A 16,268-nucleotide genomic window follows, 5' to 3' on the forward strand; every position below is an offset into this window, starting at 1 on the left:
TTAGTGACAATTTTAATTGTGATGCTGATTTCTAGCTTATACAGACAACTGATTATCGAGCAAGAAAATCAAGTCGATAATCATCTAGCTGCTGAGATGCAACGTTATCAGCAATTAGCTTTGACCGTTAATCGGCGTAGCTTTGCAGCTCAAATTCAAGCATCTGATCCCAAAACCGCTTTAATTGCCTGGAAAAATAGCGTCGATATGGTCGGCGCATTAACTTTTTTACCTGACAACATGCCTCTGTTACCCGAAACGCGCCAGTTTCCGATTTTTACCGGCGGGCCAGATAAGCTGCACATTTTGACCGGCGGCTTGGCCATGACCAATTACGGCCCGGTATTAATTGCGACTCGAACGGATCAATTAGCGATGTTAATTGAAAAGTTTGTGAATGCGGCATTTTGGGCGGTAGCTTTTACACTAGGCTTAACGTTGGCACTAGGCTATATCTTTTCTAAGGCCATTTTGCGCCGACTAGTGCAATACAATCAGCTTAGTGAACAAATTGAAGCGGGGCATTATGACACGCGATTACCTGTCTCACGCCAGCAAGACGAGTTTGATATGTTGGCACAGCAGTTTAACCGGGTGTTAGATACCTTAGAGCAAAACTTACGTGCCGTCCGGGGCGTAACCGACAATATTGCCCATGACCTGCGTACGCCGCTGTCTCATTTACGCATAGGTATTGAGCAGCTTGCTGACAAACCTCAATCTGAGCTTGCCGATGCTCGCGCAGAGTTGCTAGAAGAGCTAGATGACTGCTTGGCCACCTTTGATGCCATGTTGTCATTAACACGAATTGAAGAAGGTCAGCAGTTACTTGATTTACAGCCGGTGCATTTACAAGAAATTTGCCAGGATTTATATGAAATGGCAGATGTGTTAGCTGAAGCCAAAGAACAACAGTTCACCATTGATTTGCGTCAAGACGTGGTGATACAAGGGGATAAACACTTGCTGTTTCAGGCATTGTTTAATTTGGTCGATAATGCGATAAAATATTCACCAGAAGGCGCTAAAATTCATATAGAACAGCATGGTAAGTGGATTAGAATTGCCGACAATGGCCCAGGTATCGCTGATGAAGATAAAGAACGCGTCTTTGAAAGACTCGTCAGACTTGACCCTAGCCGTCATTTTAAAGGCACTGGTTTAGGTTTATCTATGGTTAAAGCCATTTTATCGCGTCATCAAGCCAGTATTGAAATGTCGGATAATCACCCTGGATTATTAGTTAGTATCCATTTTAAATAAGCGAACTGTTGCGGTATGAGCATGTATCAAGTTATTAGCCAACAAGATGACTTTATTATTATCAATAAAGCCCCTAATGTGCATTTTCATAGCCAAGACGGCTCGGCCGGTGTTGTTGCCCAAGCTGAGATTGATCTCGGTATAAAACTGTTTGCGGTGCACCGTTTAGATACCCCAACATCAGGGCTACTCATCCTAGCTAAAAATCCCGAAGCCGCTAACCGTTTTACGCAGATGTTTACCGCTCATCAAATTCAAAAATACTACTTAGCAATCGCCAATGGAAAACCTAAAAAGAAGCAAGGTTGGGTGATTGGTGATATGGCTAAAGCGCGCCGCAGTATGTATAAACTGTTACGCAGTAAAGATAATCCGGCGATTACTCAGTTTTATTCAACTTCAATTGGGGCGGGTATACGGGCTTATTTGCTTAAGCCTCACAGTGGTAAAACCCATCAACTCAGAGTGGCGTTAGCCAGTATTGGTGTACCCATATTAGGTGATAGCCTTTATGGTGAAGCTATTGATGATCGTTGTTACTTGCATGCTTACCAGTTAAATTTTTGCTATTTGGGACAAGAATATCAATTTACACAAGTGCCACATCAAGGTCAGCAGTTCCTCGCACCAGCGATGCAAACTTGCCTGCTAAATGAGTGGTTATTGCCAGCGGAACTTGACTGGCCGCAAAAGCCTTAGGCTTTAGCTATGCCTTGTTAGTGCGATATCGCTAGGGGTGTTGTTTTTTGATGTAGTAAACCCGTTGCCACATGTGTAAGCTAATACGGTAAATTAATTTATCAAAATCAGGACATAACACTTTATGGATACCAACAAATTATTACTGGTAATTATTGCTATATTGTTGCCGCCAGTTGGCGTTTTTTTGAAAAAAGGCGCAGGTAAGGATTTATTGATTAATATCTTGCTGTGTATTTTCTTCTTTGTACCAGGCTTAATTCATGCGTTATGGGTTGTGTTACAAGATTAATAACAGCGTTGTAATAGCCTAACCATATCGAGTCTAGCCGTATTTTTGAGCTAACTTAACGCGTTAAGTTTACTTGATTTAAGATGTTGCGGCTTTAATGGTTAATACTCGCTAGCAGTATACTCAGCAAGTGCCTTTTGACTTGAGTGAGTTTCAAGTTATTGTTTGAAAACTATTTAAAAGTTAAATCACCATGAACCGAAAAAAGAAAATCAACCAAACTCTTAAAGCTAAAGCTAAAAAAGCCAATCAAAAGTTACATACTGCGAATAAACCACAGTATGTGTCTAAAGCTGAACGGGCTTTGTTAGACCAACAATCTAATCTGACCAATACAGATGCGACTTTACCTATAACTGACAGTGATATTACAGTTTAAACCGCTATTTAAGTTTGTTGGTTGGTGAACCGCACACCTCACAGTGGGGCTGTTTAGTCAGTTTCATGGTGCGAAACTCCATCGTCATCGCATCGATCATCAATATTCTACCCACTAAGTGTTGCCCCATTGCAGTAATCACTTTTATTGCTTCGGTTGCTTGAATACACCCTACCAAACCGACTACTGGAGCTAGAATGCCTGACTCTACGCAGGTTAGGTGTTGCTCGCCAAAAAGTTGGCTGTAGCAATGATAGCAAGGTGTATTGGGTTGATAGTCAAATACTGTCACCGTGCCTTCCATTCTAATCGCCGCCGCAGAAACAAGCGGTATTTGGTGCTGTAAGCAACTGTGGTTAAGTTGTTCGCGTACCGAAACATTATCGGTGCAATCTAATACTAGGCTATGGGTAGAAACGAGCGTGTTGATTTGCTCATCATCGAGTAAAGCGTTAATCGCATTAACGGTAATCAGTGGGTTGAGTTGAGTTAACGTTTGTTTGGCAGAGTGAACTTTAGCCTGACCAATATTGGCATCCTGGTGCAAAACCTGGCGTTGTAAGTTAGACAGTTCAACTGTATCAAAGTCGACCAGTGTAATCTCACCAATACCTGCAACAGCAAGATACTGGCTTGCGGCACAACCTAATCCGCCAGCGCCTATAATCAGTACCTTAGCTAATTTAAGTTTTTCTTGGCCATCAATATCCATTGCTTTAATCGATATTTGGCGGCTGTAACGCAGCATTTCGTTGTCTGACAATATCTCGTCGTGACACACATTATCACTGATAGCGTTATCTTCGGATTGGCTCATATCAACTCCTAAGTTAACACATGACTAAAGGGTTCTACTGTGACCATAGATCCTGCTTCTGTATCACCTTGGAATTGAGCTAGGTTGATAAAGCAGTTAGCAATACTCATTGACGTTAACATACCAGAGCCTTGCCCACCGGTAGTAGATACTTCTAGTTCACCTTGGGTGTTTTGAGTTAATACACCACGTTGATATTCAACACGCCCCGGGTGTTTGCGAATATGGGTGAGTAATTTTGCCTGATAAGTTAGCGGTGTTTTATGGGGTAAACCCTGCATTTTATTTAAGATAGGCCACACCAATTTATAGAAAGTGACCATAGATGAAACCGGATTGCCGGGTAAGCCACAAAACACAGCCTTACCTAACTTACCAAAAGCAAAAGGTTTACCGGGTTTTATCGCCAGTCTCCAGAAGGTGATTTGACCTTCTTCGGATAGAATTTGTTTAGTGTAATCCGCATCACCCACCGACACCCCACCAGAGGTTATTACCATGTCGGCACATTCGGCAGCATCTCTAAATGCAGCGCGAATCGCTTCTTTATCATCTTCAATTACGCCTAAGTCTATCCATTCGACATTCGCTTTGGCCATGAGTCCCTGAATCGAATAGCGATTTGAATCATAAATTTGTCCTGGAGCAAGCTCTGTACCAACCGGACGAAGTTCATCGCCAGTAGAAAAGAAGGCGACTTTTATAACGCGTTTCACTCTTACTTTACTGATGCCTATTGTTGCCAACACGCCCATTTCGGCGGCTCTAATTTGTGTGCCGCTAAATAATACTTTGGTGCCAGCGGTAAGCTCTTCACCGCGATATCGTATATTTGCCCCTTGCTTGCCTGGGTGGGTAATCGTAATTTCTTCACCATTAGTCACCGCCTTTTCCTGCATTTGCACGGTATCGTAACCCTGTGGCACAGGTGCACCTGTCATGATCCGAATACAGGTATTTGCGGTAACTTTACCGCTATAAGGATGGCCTGCAAATGAGCTGCCAACTAAAGTGAGTGTGGTTTCTGACTGATTGGGTATTAAGTCCGCAAATCGCATTGCGTAACCGTCCATCGCAGAATTATTAAAGGGAGGTAAATCTAAACCTGACGCAAGATCTTCTGCTAATACTCGTCCGATAGAGTGTGATAACTCAACTACTTCAGAGTCTTCAGTGGTTTCAACTTGTTCAAGTAGCTGTACCATAGCGTCATCTGGGTGTAATAACGTAGGTTGAGCACAAGGGTCTTGAGTTGCTATCATCAGATATTCCTTTAAAGCAGGGTTGTCATCACCAAGTGGTGAGAAGATAAAATTGTCGGTTAGTATGCCATGATAATCGTAGTGTTTTATGATCCAACTTAAGGTTTTTAGCAAATATGCAGCAAAAAAAATCAGCAAAAGATTGGTTTTTATACATAATTAAGTGTGCCAATGGGCATTTATACACAGGGATAACCACTGATGTCGCCCGACGTTTCTCTGAGCATCAATCATCAGGCCCTTTGGCTGCAAAGTACCTTAAAGGTAAAGGTCCACTAACATTGGTGTATCAAGAGTCATTGAGCTGCCGCAGCAGTGCGACCAAGCGTGAAATTGCAGTAAAAAAATTGCCAAGACATAAAAAATTAGACTTAATTAAAAGCAGTGCATAATAATATACGCGTGAACCAGTAAGATGGTTCGCTAGTTTTAGGCGAACTCAATGTTTATTAATACTTATTTCGAGTGATTTGCTTATGATTTTTTATCGGCTAGCGACAGCATTTTTTTTACTAACAAGTCCGCTTTATGCGCTGGCACAAGACACTATTCGAACAGAATCTGCACAATCAGCAGATAACCTAAGCCATATTTATTACCAAGATTTATTACTTAAGGTGTTGCAAAGCACTGAAGCTGATTTTGGCAAGGTTGATGTGGTTACCGTAGACATTAACGTGTCACAGTCGAGGGGCTTTCAATTACTTGATCGCGATATGTTAGATGTGTTTTGGGCAGGGACTAATGTTGAGCGAGAGCAACAATACGGCGCAATAGCTATTCCCCTTATCGGTGGGCTGTTAGGTATTCGAGTCCCTGTTATCGATAAGGCTAATCTCACGTTATTTGAATCAATTAAGACAGCAGAGCAATTAAAAAAGCTCAAAGCTTGTCAGGGGTCTCAGTGGCCTGATTCAGATATATTAGAGTTTAATGGCTATAATGTTGAACGTATTATTAGTTTTAATTTAATGTATTCAATGTTAAAGCAGGGGCGCTGTGATTATTTTCCCCGAGGACTCAATGAGGTCTATGCTGAATTGAGTGCCCCTACTAATCAAGGATTAGTGGCATATGAGCCTCTTTTACTACGCTATCCATTACCTATGTATTTCTTCGTTAGTAAGCAAAATGAACAATTAAAGCAGCGGCTTAGTTTGGGGTTAAATCGTCTTATTGATAGTGGTGAGTTGGCTACTTTTATTAAGCAACACCCGACTACAGCGGATATTTTCCCACTAAGTCGTTTTAGTCACTCACATATTCTTGAATTAACTAACCCTCATTTACCTGAAACAACGCCTTTAGATGACAACAGATTATGGTGGCGCATTCCTGTGTCAACTGGAGGTGACATTGAGCGTGGACACTAAATCATCTAGTCTCATATAACATTGATAAAAATATCGCCATCGATGTTTTCGATGGCGATATTTTCGTGTTTATTGGACTTCTCTTAAGACTGGATACACTTGATATTGTTGATCGTAATAAGGGCTGCGCTCATAAAACCAACGCAATCTTGCATCACTGTCACTGGCAAAGCTTTCATCTTGTAATGCCTGCTCAAATTCAGCTTTTAACTGTGGATTTTGTGCGAGCATTTTTACCGCTAAAGGCTCAACAGCATAATCTTCAATGTATTCAGTACGAGTAAAAATAGTGTTGAAAAATCCCCAGAAAAATAATGAATCCTCAGCCTGTGGCTCAAGCAACAATATGGCTAAGTTGCCAAGCGGTTGTGCGGTATCAATTTTAATTGTACCAGCATCGAGTGTGACTTTGACTGTGTCACTGATGGTATCGGCCGTTACTGTTTGACGGCTTTCATAATCCTGTTGGCTAAATTTAGGGTGCTCAAAGCGATACTGCTCGGCGGTGATCGTTATCGGCTTAGCCAAGCTGGTCATTTCTATACCGTGTAATACTAATTTTTCAATCACGGCTGTCCATTGTGACGGAATATAATAGGCGTTGGGTCGAGTCACCTGGATGTCAGCTTTCGTATTTCCTATAACAGGCAGGTCTTTATAAAGCTTGGGTTCTGCGGTCCAGCGCACCACATTTGCGCCGCTGATAGCACTTTTTTCAAGCTTGTAATCAATACCTTTAAAGTCCCATGTTGCTTGGGGCTCATCTTTCCAGGTTAACACTATATTACTAGCAAGCCGTTGTTGATCCTGACGAATAGCCGCCGATAAGGTTTTACTGTGTTCTCCTAACGTTTTTAAGGTTTGCTCTAACATTACATAGGTGCCTAAAACGCGTTGTTTAAACGGTTTTAAGCTGTGATTTTCAATTAAGATTGTCGGTAAATGTCGTGCATCACCATAACCATTTGAAAAACGGGGGCTTGGGTTCCAGTAAGACACACCTTTGTACATGTCGGTATTGTCATTGGCAAATATCAGTTTACCTGGAATATGATCATTGGCTGACAAAGCTGATTCAATTTCTGGTCTATAAGTGCTATCCAGCCATGCAAATATCTGTGGGCTAGCACCTTGCTTAACGTTATAGCCAAAGGTGACATCATATTGATAGTCAATGCCGTCGGTGACATGCACATCAATATACAGGTCAGGTTGCCATTGGTTAATGACGCTTAACACATGCTGCATTTCAGGCGCATCTGCTTTGACGTAATCTCGGTTTAAATTAAGATTTGTCGCTGTTGTGCGCCAGCCCATATTAATGGGGCCGCGTTGATTTACGCGACTATATTGGCTGCTTCGCTCATGGGCATCAACCGACAGAATAGGAATAAAAAGCAGGTTTGTATTGTCTAATAAGGCTTTTTTGTTGCCATGTGCTATGTCGCGCAGCAACATCATGCCGGCATCTTTACCGTCTATTTCACCAGAGTGAATACCTGCTTGTACCAGCACAGTGGGTTTATTGTTTTCGCTTAATTGATCAGAGGTTGCTGCACCGTTTTGAGAGGCGATAATCATCCAAATATCTCGCCCTTGCGGACTTTTGCCTATACTGACTTTTTTAAGCATTGGGCTACTTTGCACCAGTTTATCAAACCAACTTACCGTGTCGGCATAGCTAGGGCTGCTAAGATAATTTTGCTGTTCAAATGGCGTTACCCATGGGTGATCATTTGCCACCAATAATGACTCACTCTTACCTTGCCAGGCATGCATTGGCGGCAAAATAGCATCATTAATAAATTGCGCATTTGAGTGTGTATCGGCAAAACATGCTGTCGACAGTAACATCGCGGCAATACTGGTTGATAAAGCTAATCTGTGCATCGTGGCTCGCTTAATATTATTCTTATGAGTTTGAACAGTTTAAAATATTACTTATCATAGCAACGTTTTGTGTGAAATAACCTAGATGTTAAAGCTTGTTACAAAGTTATTAACTTGGCTAATCAGGTACACCTATAGCGGTCGGTGAGAATTGACCCAATAGCCTATTTAATAGGGTAAGTCAGATGATGTTAATCAGAATAGGTTGTTGGTGAGACAGGTTTAAACGGGTAGTGAAAGGGTAAAAAATAAGCCCTAACTAGGTTAGGGCTTATCAGCGGTTAAAATAGTAACCTAAAGCAAGGGGAGTTAAGCTTTAGGTCCAGCATTTTTAATCGCATCTGACACATCGTATTTAACAAAGTTTGCCGCAAACTCTTGGGCAATTTGTTGGGCATACTTATCGTATTCAGCTTTATCAGCCCAAGTGTTAACTGGGTTAAGTAACTTACTATCAACACCTGTAATTGCAACGGGTACCGCTAAATTCAATTTGTCGATATGAACTGTTTCAACATCTTTTAGTTCACCACTAACAATAGCATCAACAATAGCGCGAGTTGTTGGTATGTCAAAACGCTTACCAACACCATGTGGACCACCTGTCCAACCGGTATTAACGAGGTACACTCGGCTACCAAATGATTCAATACGCTTCATTAATAATTCAGCGTACACGCCCGCTGGGCGAGGGAAGAAAGGCGCACCAAAACAGGTTGAAAACGTTGATTGAATCGCAGCAGTAGAGCCCATTTCAGTTGAACCCACTTTAGCCGTGTAACCAGACAAGAAGTGATAGGCAGCTTGCTCTTTAGTCAGTATTGAAACTGGCGGTAATACACCAGAGACATCACAGGTTAAAAACACCACTGAGTTTGGTTCTGCGCCACAGTTTTCTTCTTTACGTTGGGCAATATGCTCAAGTGGATAAGCTGCGCGGCTATTTTCGGTTAAGCTGGTATCTGAATAGTCAGGCACGCGGTTAGCATCTAATACGACGTTTTCAAGCACGGTACCAAAACGAATAGCATCCCAAATAACAGGTTCATTCTTTTGGCTTAAATCGATACATTTGGCGTAACAGCCGCCTTCAATGTTAAACACGCCACCCGGTGCCCAACCATGTTCGTCATCACCAATTAAGAAACGTTTTGGATCGGCTGACAAGGTGGTTTTACCTGTGCCTGATAAACCAAAAAACAGGGTAGTATCGCCATCATGGCCTACGTTTGCCGAGCAGTGCATTGGTAGCACGCCTTTAGCTGGTAGTAGGAAGTTTTGCACCGAGAACATCGACTTCTTCATTTCACCGGCGTATTTAAGACCCGCTAACAGCACTTTACGCTCAGCAAAGTTAAGAATAACTGTTGCTTCAGAGTTGGTACCATCACGCTCTGGCACACAAACAAAGCCTGGCGCATTGATTATTTGCCAAACGTCTTTGTTGCCACGGTTAAAGGTTTCTGGCGTGATAAATAAATTACGTGCGAATATCTGGTGCCATGCATATTCGGTAGTGACTTTTATCGGTAAATAATGGTCATCATCTGCGCCTACCTCAAGTTCAGACATAAACAATTCTTTATCTGCAAGGTAAGCTTCTACACGGCCCCATAACGCATCAAATTTTCCTGCATCAAATGGGCGGTTAACTTTGCCCCACTCAATTTCACTTTCTGAGCCTGATTCTTTAACAATAAAACGATCGTTAGGTGAACGTCCTGTTCTTTCGCCCGTTTTTGCCACTAATGCACCGTTTGCGGTAAGTTGACCTTCGCCACGAAGAAGCGCTATTTCAACAAGTTGCGCAGTTGTCGGATTAAGGTGAACGCGGTTTGATACATCCGCCATAGTGTAAATCTCCAATTTTATAGGTCGTTTTCGCTCTAAAGCATAAGAAAGAGGTTTTCTGAAAGACTATTATTATATGTCTATGCCGTTCAGATGCTTGATTGTAACGTATGTTGTAAGCGGGGTAACGAACAGTTTGGTAATTTTTTTGAAAGTTTTTCAGGTTTGTCTATTTTTTGCTGAGAACAAAGACCAAAAAAGGCGCATTTAGCGCCTTTTTTGTGAAACCCTTTCAGCTTTTTTTACGTGGTGAGGTTACTGTGCAGTGTCGTTGCTTGGGCTTATGGCATAAATGGAGGCGATGTCGATGCGGTCAAAGGTGTACATTATTGAGCAGTATTCGCAGTTCATATCAATTTTACCTTCTTCAGCTAAAATCTGCTCCACTTCAGTCTGTGGAATAGTACGAATAGCTGCTGAGGTACGTTCGCGTGAACAACTGCATTTAAATGTCACATTTACAGGATCAAATAAACGCACTTCTTCTTGATGATATAAGCGATGTAGCACTTGTTCAGCGTCAAGGGTGAACAATTCATCAGCTTTAATTGTGGCAGTAATTGCTGATAAGTGCTCATAGTCTTCATTTTCAGCTGATTTAGAAGGTAATACCTGTAACAACATTCCCGCCGCTTGTTGACCGTTGGCAAAAAGCTGAATTTGAGTCGGTAGCTGCTCTGACTGGTTAAAGTATTCTTCTAAACAGGCCGCCATATTCGAGTGGTCTAATGACACAATACCTTGATAACGCTCACCTTCATCCGGTGTTAGGGTTATCACCATATAGCCTTTGCCCATCATATCTTGCAGGCTAGCATCAGCGGCAATATCACCTTTCCAGCGTGAAACGCCGCGTAATACTTGCTTGTTATTGCCATTAATGACCGCTAATGATACTGGGCCGTCACCTTGTAACTGGACGCTGATATCACCAGAAAATTTAATTGTGGCTGTCAGTAAAGAGGTTGCTGCCATCAATTGACCTAATAAATGCTGAACCGCTACAGGATAATCATGGGCGGATAGTACTTGTTGGTAACAATCTTGTAATTGAACAATTTCACCACGGACATCAGCATTATCAAACAGGTAGCGGTGTAATATATCGTTAGTCATCACGTATCTCTTCTGTAATAAGTCGATTAATTGATTAATCGTCTAATTCTATAATTCTTTGAAGCGCATAAGCTGTCTGCGCTGTTTTTTATCCGGTTTATGGTCTGGAACCGGATTGTTTAGCATGTTCAATCGTCTTGCTTCGGCGTTAAACTCACGTTTAATAATGCTTTGTTCGGTTTCTTGATAAAGTGTTTGGGCAATTTCAGCACCTTGTCGTTGCTCCGATAACTTTACAATAACAACCTCTCTGTCGTCGTGACCTTGGCGAATGCGTATTTTACAACCCAGCTCAGCATTCTTACTGGATTTAGTACGTTGTCCATTGTAATGTACTTTGCCGCCATTAATCATGTCTTTGGCTAATGCGCGGGTTTTGTAAAAACGAGCTGCCCAAAGCCATTTGTCGAGCCTAATAGTGGATTTATCGGACTTATTGTCTTTCAAAGCGCCTCCATAAACTGGACTGAGTTCACAAGCTGATTCATTTTACCGTCATATCGATAAAGTATCATCGTAAAAAGCGGCAGGCCTCACACCCTTTTCAGGCGCGTAAAGTTAGCATATTTGGGCGTATTTCGCCAATTGATCTGCTGTGGGCTTGTTGCTTATTGCTGTGTGAGTTAGCATGAGAAGCTATAACTAAATTACAACATAAAACAGAGGCCTGTACTGTAAAAGTATAGAGGGTCCAAAACCTATGGATTTATTAGATAAACTGATCACCAAAGCGGCCGTTATTCCTCACAAGCAAGTGAGTAATATCGTTTTTGGCTTAGGTCTTATACTTGTGTTGCTGCTTGCTGCACAAATTACATGGAAGTTAATGCCCGTGTCTGATAATCAGGCAAATTGGCAACCCTCTCCTGTGTCGGCCTCTTCCGCCAAGCGTGTGGAGCTTGATGCTGTGCGCAATTTATTATTGTTTGGTCAAGTTGATAACAATAATAGTCGGCCCAAGGCAGAGGTTGTTGAGCAAATCACTGATGCACCTAAAACCAATTTATCCATTTTATTAACGGGTGTGGTTGCATCAACATCAGAGCGACATGGCCTGGCTGTTATTGAATCTAGCGGCAACCAAGAGACCTACAGCCTTGGCGATAAAATTAAAGGGACGTCTGCTTCACTTAAAGAAGTCTACGCCGACCGCATCATTATTACTAACTCGGGGCGCTATGAAACCTTGATGTTAGATGGCTTGGCATACACCACGCAAAGTAATGTTAATCAGCAGCTCCAGCAGGCTAAAATTAACTCGCGTGATGTTAGGCAAGTGGACATGCGCAACAGTGAGCTTTCTGCTGAATTGGCTCATTCACGTGATGAGTTGCTGTCTGACCCAAGTAAAATTACCGATTATATTGCCATTTCCCCCGTTCAAAGAGACGGAGAAATAGCCGGGTATCGTTTAAATCCAGGTAAAGATGCGGAACTGTTTAAACAGGCAGGGTTCCAACCGAGTGATTTAGCTAAATCAATTAACGGATTTGATCTGACCGAAATGAGTCAGGCATTAGAAGTGATGGCGCAGTTGTCTGAACTGACAGAAATGTCGGTGATGGTCGAACGCGAAGGACAATTGGTCGAAATCATGTTTAGCTTGCCACAATAAGTAGTGGCATTAGGGGAATAAGAATAATGAATAACAAAGGACTTCGACACAAGATTATTGCAGGCATGATTGCTGGTGCTGCGATGCTCGCTTCCCATGGCGCTTGGTCGGAACAATATGCTGCCAACTTCAAAGGAACTGACATACAAGAGTTTATTAATATTGTCGGTAAAAACCTGAATAAAACTATTATTGTCGATCCTACCGTGCGCGGTAAAATTAATGTGCGTAGTTATGATCTGTTAAATGACGATCAGTATTACCAGTTTTTCCTCAATGTGCTGCAAGTATATGGTTATGCCGTGGTTGAAATGGAAAACCATGTCATTAAAGTCATTAAAGATAAAGACGCTAAAACTGCTGCAATTCGTGTTGCTGATGACTCTACTCCTGGTTTAGGTGACGAAATGGTGACGCGTATTGTGGCGCTATACAATACCGAAGCTAAGCAGCTTGCACCGCTATTGCGCCAATTAAATGATAACGCGGGTGGCGGTAACGTTGTTAACTATGACCCATCAAACGTATTAATGATTTCGGGGCGAGCCGCTGTTGTTAACAAGTTGGTGGATATTGTTCGCCGCGTTGACAAACAAGGTGATACCGCAGTTCAAGTGGTGTCATTAGAGTTTGCTTCGGCGGGTGAAATTGTTCGCATCATTGACACACTTTACCGTTCAAGTGCTAATCAATCACAACTACCTGGCCAAGCACCTAAAGTGGTTGCCGACGAGCGCACCAATGCTGTGATTGTCAGCGGTGATGAAAAAAGCCGTCAACGCGTAGTTGAGTTAATTAAACGTTTAGATGCAGAACAAGCGAATACTGGTAATACCAAAGTACGTTATTTACGTTATGCCAATGCCGAAGATTTAGTCGAAGTATTAACCGGTTTTGCGCAAAATTTACAAAGTGACAAAGACGGTGCTCAACAAGCTGGTGGCAGTAAGCGCCGTAGCGAAATTAATATTATGGCCCACGCTGACACCAATGCCTTGGTGATCAGTGCTGAACCCGATCAAATGCGCACTATCGAAAGCGTGATAAACCAACTCGATATTCGCCGAGCACAGGTATTGGTTGAAGCCATTATCGTTGAAGTTGCCGAAGGCGATGATGTTGGTTTTGGCATTCAATGGGTTACCGAAGCCGGTGGCGGTACTCAGTTTAATAACCTAGGCCCAACGATTGGTGAGATTGGTGCAGGTATATGGAATGCACGCGAACAAGAAGGTACTTTTATTACTAATCCAAGTACAGGTGAGGTAATTGGTCAAAACCCAAGTTCTCAGGGCGATATTACTTTACTTGCACAAGCTTTAGGCAAAGTAAATGGTATGGCCTGGGGCGTTGCTATGGGTGACTTTGGAGCACTTATTCAAGCGGTATCAAGCGATACAAATTCAAACGTATTGGCAACGCCGTCAATCACCACCCTTGATAACCAAGAAGCCTCGTTTATTGTTGGTGATGAAGTACCTATTTTAACCGGCAGCCAAAATTCCAGTAATGGTAACAGTAACCCTTTTCAAACCGTTGAACGTAAAGAAGTGGGCGTTAAATTAAAAGTCGTACCGCAAATTAACGAAGGGACTTCGGTTAAGCTAACGATTGAGCAAGAGGTGTCAGGCATTAACGGTAAAACCGGTGTTGATGTGACCTTTGCGACTCGCCGTTTAACTACGACTGTTATGGCTGATTCTGGTCAAATTGTGGTACTGGGTGGCTTAATCAGTGAAGAAGTTCAAGAAAGCGTGCAAAAAGTGCCGTTTTTAGGTGATCTACCTATTATTGGTCATCTCTTTAAATCGTCTTCAAGCGGTAAGAAAAAGAAAAATCTAATGGTGTTTATCAAGCCAACCATTATCCGTGACGGTATCACCATGGAAGGCATAGCCGGTCGTAAGTATAACTATTTCCGTGCACTGCAACTTGAACAGCAACGTGGCGGTATTAACTTAATGCCTGACTCTAATGTGCCAATTTTGGACGAGTGGGATCAAGACACTTATGTTCCGGATGACGTTAACCAGGTACTTGAACGTTATAAAAATGGTAAAGGGTTAGAAACCCAAATGCGTGAAACTGACCCGGCATTAAGAAGCATTAATGAAAGCAAGCAAACAAATGATCTAAATGATAGTGAGCAAAATGATGACTGATATCGCAGCGGATCCGTTGGCGCAGGCATCTCAAGAGTTAGCGCTAGAAGTGGAAGGCGATGAGGTCTTCCACTCTAATAGCAAAGAGCGACTACCGTTCACGTTTGCCCACCGTTTTCAATTGGTGCTGGCTAAACAAGATGAGCTGTTGTCGTTGTTTTACACTGAGGCGACCCCTATTGAAGCCATGCTTGAGGCGCGTCGTTATACAGGACAAGATTTACCCTTATTCAAATTGGAAAAAACCACTTTTGAAGCTAAGTTAACCCAAGCTTATCAGGCCAATTCGTCAGAAGCACAACAGCTTATGGAAGATATTGGTAACGAGATGGACTTGTTTACCTTAGCTGAAGAGTTGCCTCAAACAGAGGATTTGCTCGAAGGTGATGATGATGCGCCAATCATTAAGTTGATTAACGCTTTGTTATCCGAAGCCATTAAAGAAGAAGCCTCTGATATCCATATTGAAACCTATGAGAAACAACTTATTGTCCGTTTCCGTATTGACGGTGTGTTGAAGGAAGTTTTAAAACCAAACCGCAAGTTATCTTCTTTGCTAGTGTCACGTATTAAAGTGATGGCACGATTAGATATTGCCGAAAAACGTGTACCACAAGATGGACGCATTTCGCTGCGTATTGCTGGGCGTGCGGTCGATGTGCGTGTTTCGACCATGCCGTCGAGTCATGGCGAACGTGTGGTGATGCGTCTGTTAGATAAAAATACCGGTAACCTTGATTTACAGCAATTGGGCATGACACCCGGTATTCGCGAGCAATTCGATCAACTTATTCGTAAGCCCCATGGCATTATTTTGGTGACCGGTCCCACAGGTTCAGGTAAAAGTACTACCTTGTATGCTGGCTTGACTGAAATCAACTCCAAAGACACCAATATCTTAACCGTTGAAGATCCTATCGAATATGAATTAGAAGGTGTAGGCCAAACTCAGGTTAACAATAAAGTCGACATGACGTTTGCCCGAGGTTTACGCGCCATATTACGTCAAGACCCCGATGTGGTAATGATAGGCGAAATCCGCGACTTAGAAACCGCACAAATTGCCATACAAGCATCACTTACGGGTCACTTAGTGATTTCAACCTTACATACCAATACCGCTTCTGGTGCGATTACGCGTCTGCAAGATATGGGCGTAGAACCTTTTCTGGTTTCATCTAGTTTACTGGGCGTATTAGCGCAGCGACTTATTCGTACCTTATGCCCTAAATGTAAAGAATCGCATGTGCCAGATGAACGTGAACGTGAATTATTAGGCATAACCGCCAATGACACACGGGTTATATTCCGCGCCAAAGGTTGTAAAGCCTGTGGCGAAAATGGTTATCGTGGCCGTACCGGCATTCATGAACTGCTGGTGGTTGATGATAACGTGCGTGAACTTATTCACGGTGGCCGTGGTGAGTTAGCCATTGAAAAATATGTCCGTAAAACCATCCCAAGTATTCGTCATGACGGCATGAGTAAAGTGCTGGCAGGCTTAACTACATTAGAAGAAGTACTACGCGTCACTCGCGAGGAATAATCA

15 protein-coding genes are annotated in these 16,268 nt (G+C 42.5%); 9 read left to right on the forward strand and 6 right to left on the reverse strand.

Translation table 11 applies throughout. The annotated features are described in order from the left end of the window. The first annotated feature begins 21 nt into the window (after positions 1-21). The 4 genes from ACRWQL_RS11615 (at position 22) to ACRWQL_RS11630 (ending at position 2,633) form a co-directional block, all read left to right on the forward strand. Entirely contained in the window at positions 22-1,263 is a 1,242-nt protein-coding gene (locus ACRWQL_RS11615) for a sensor histidine kinase (protein WP_434928894.1), read from the forward strand. A gap of 21 nt (positions 1,264-1,284) precedes the next feature. Further along, positions 1,285-1,962, forward strand: a complete 678-nt coding sequence (locus tag ACRWQL_RS11620; protein ID WP_434953370.1) for a TIGR01621 family pseudouridine synthase — start codon at positions 1,285-1,287, stop codon at positions 1,960-1,962. A gap of 124 nt (positions 1,963-2,086) precedes the next feature. After that, on the forward strand, positions 2,087-2,254 hold the full coding sequence (locus ACRWQL_RS11625) for a YqaE/Pmp3 family membrane protein (RefSeq protein WP_226412420.1): 168 nt from the start codon (positions 2,087-2,089) through the stop codon (positions 2,252-2,254). Between the two features lie 193 nt (positions 2,255-2,447). Next, positions 2,448-2,633, forward strand: coding sequence for a DUF2986 domain-containing protein (locus ACRWQL_RS11630; RefSeq protein WP_226412422.1), 186 nt, complete (start codon positions 2,448-2,450; stop codon positions 2,631-2,633). Positions 2,634-2,637: 4 nt separating this feature from the next. Here ACRWQL_RS11630 and moeB read toward each other — a convergent pair whose 3' ends face one another. Together moeB and moeA are read right to left on the reverse strand one after the other, a co-directional pair. Further along, positions 2,638-3,450: a molybdopterin-synthase adenylyltransferase MoeB gene (gene moeB, locus ACRWQL_RS11635; RefSeq protein ID WP_434950111.1), complete on the reverse strand. Its 813-nt coding sequence runs from the start codon at positions 3,448-3,450 to the stop codon at positions 2,638-2,640. Between the two features lie 8 nt (positions 3,451-3,458). Further along, positions 3,459-4,712, reverse strand: coding sequence for a molybdopterin molybdotransferase MoeA (moeA, locus tag ACRWQL_RS11640; RefSeq protein WP_434950113.1), 1,254 nt, complete (start codon positions 4,710-4,712; stop codon positions 3,459-3,461). A gap of 116 nt (positions 4,713-4,828) precedes the next feature. On the opposite strand from moeA, the gene ACRWQL_RS11645 reads away from it, so the two are divergent. Next, positions 4,829-5,104, forward strand: a complete 276-nt coding sequence (locus ACRWQL_RS11645; protein WP_434950115.1) for a GIY-YIG nuclease family protein — start codon at positions 4,829-4,831, stop codon at positions 5,102-5,104. 84 nt (positions 5,105-5,188) lie between these two features. Beyond that, positions 5,189-6,085 (forward strand): substrate-binding periplasmic protein, encoded by an 897-nt coding sequence (locus ACRWQL_RS11650; protein WP_434950117.1) that lies wholly within the window; start codon positions 5,189-5,191, stop codon positions 6,083-6,085. A gap of 69 nt (positions 6,086-6,154) precedes the next feature. Here ACRWQL_RS11650 and ACRWQL_RS11655 read toward each other — a convergent pair whose 3' ends face one another. The 4 genes from ACRWQL_RS11655 to hslR form a co-directional block, all read right to left on the reverse strand. After that, entirely contained in the window at positions 6,155-7,975 is a 1,821-nt protein-coding gene (locus ACRWQL_RS11655; RefSeq protein ID WP_434950119.1) for a M14 family metallopeptidase, read from the reverse strand. A 309-nt stretch (positions 7,976-8,284) separates the two neighbouring features. Next, positions 8,285-9,847: a phosphoenolpyruvate carboxykinase gene (locus ACRWQL_RS11660; protein WP_434953371.1), complete on the reverse strand. Its 1,563-nt coding sequence runs from the start codon at positions 9,845-9,847 to the stop codon at positions 8,285-8,287. A gap of 234 nt (positions 9,848-10,081) precedes the next feature. Beyond that, the gene (gene hslO / locus ACRWQL_RS11665) at positions 10,082-10,942 is read right to left on the reverse strand and encodes an Hsp33 family molecular chaperone HslO (RefSeq protein ID WP_434927591.1); all 861 of its coding nucleotides are present in this window, start codon (positions 10,940-10,942) and stop codon (positions 10,082-10,084) included. Between the two features lie 48 nt (positions 10,943-10,990). Beyond that, on the reverse strand, positions 10,991-11,389 hold the full coding sequence (gene hslR / locus ACRWQL_RS11670) for a ribosome-associated heat shock protein Hsp15 (RefSeq protein WP_226412436.1): 399 nt from the start codon (positions 11,387-11,389) through the stop codon (positions 10,991-10,993). Between the two features lie 253 nt (positions 11,390-11,642). On the opposite strand from hslR, the gene gspC reads away from it, so the two are divergent. From gspC to gspE, 3 genes are read left to right on the forward strand one after another with little or no spacing between them, the layout of a single operon-like run. After that, complete coding sequence (gspC, locus tag ACRWQL_RS11675) at positions 11,643-12,557, forward strand: type II secretion system protein GspC (RefSeq protein ID WP_434950120.1); 915 nt, start codon at positions 11,643-11,645, stop codon at positions 12,555-12,557. Between the two features lie 26 nt (positions 12,558-12,583). Then, on the forward strand, positions 12,584-14,719 hold the full coding sequence (gene gspD, locus ACRWQL_RS11680; RefSeq protein ID WP_434927589.1) for a type II secretion system secretin GspD: 2,136 nt from the start codon (positions 12,584-12,586) through the stop codon (positions 14,717-14,719). Continuing rightward, the gene (gspE, locus tag ACRWQL_RS11685; protein WP_404829989.1) at positions 14,709-16,265 is read left to right on the forward strand and encodes a type II secretion system ATPase GspE; all 1,557 of its coding nucleotides are present in this window, start codon (positions 14,709-14,711) and stop codon (positions 16,263-16,265) included. The genes gspD and gspE overlap by 11 nt, the downstream gene beginning before the upstream one ends. The last annotated feature ends 3 nt before the right edge of the window (positions 16,266-16,268 follow it).

Origin of the sequence: Shewanella sp. HL-SH4, assembly GCF_051164845.1 — a bacterium.
Classification (GTDB): domain Bacteria; phylum Pseudomonadota; class Gammaproteobacteria; order Enterobacterales; family Shewanellaceae; genus Shewanella; species Shewanella glacialimarina.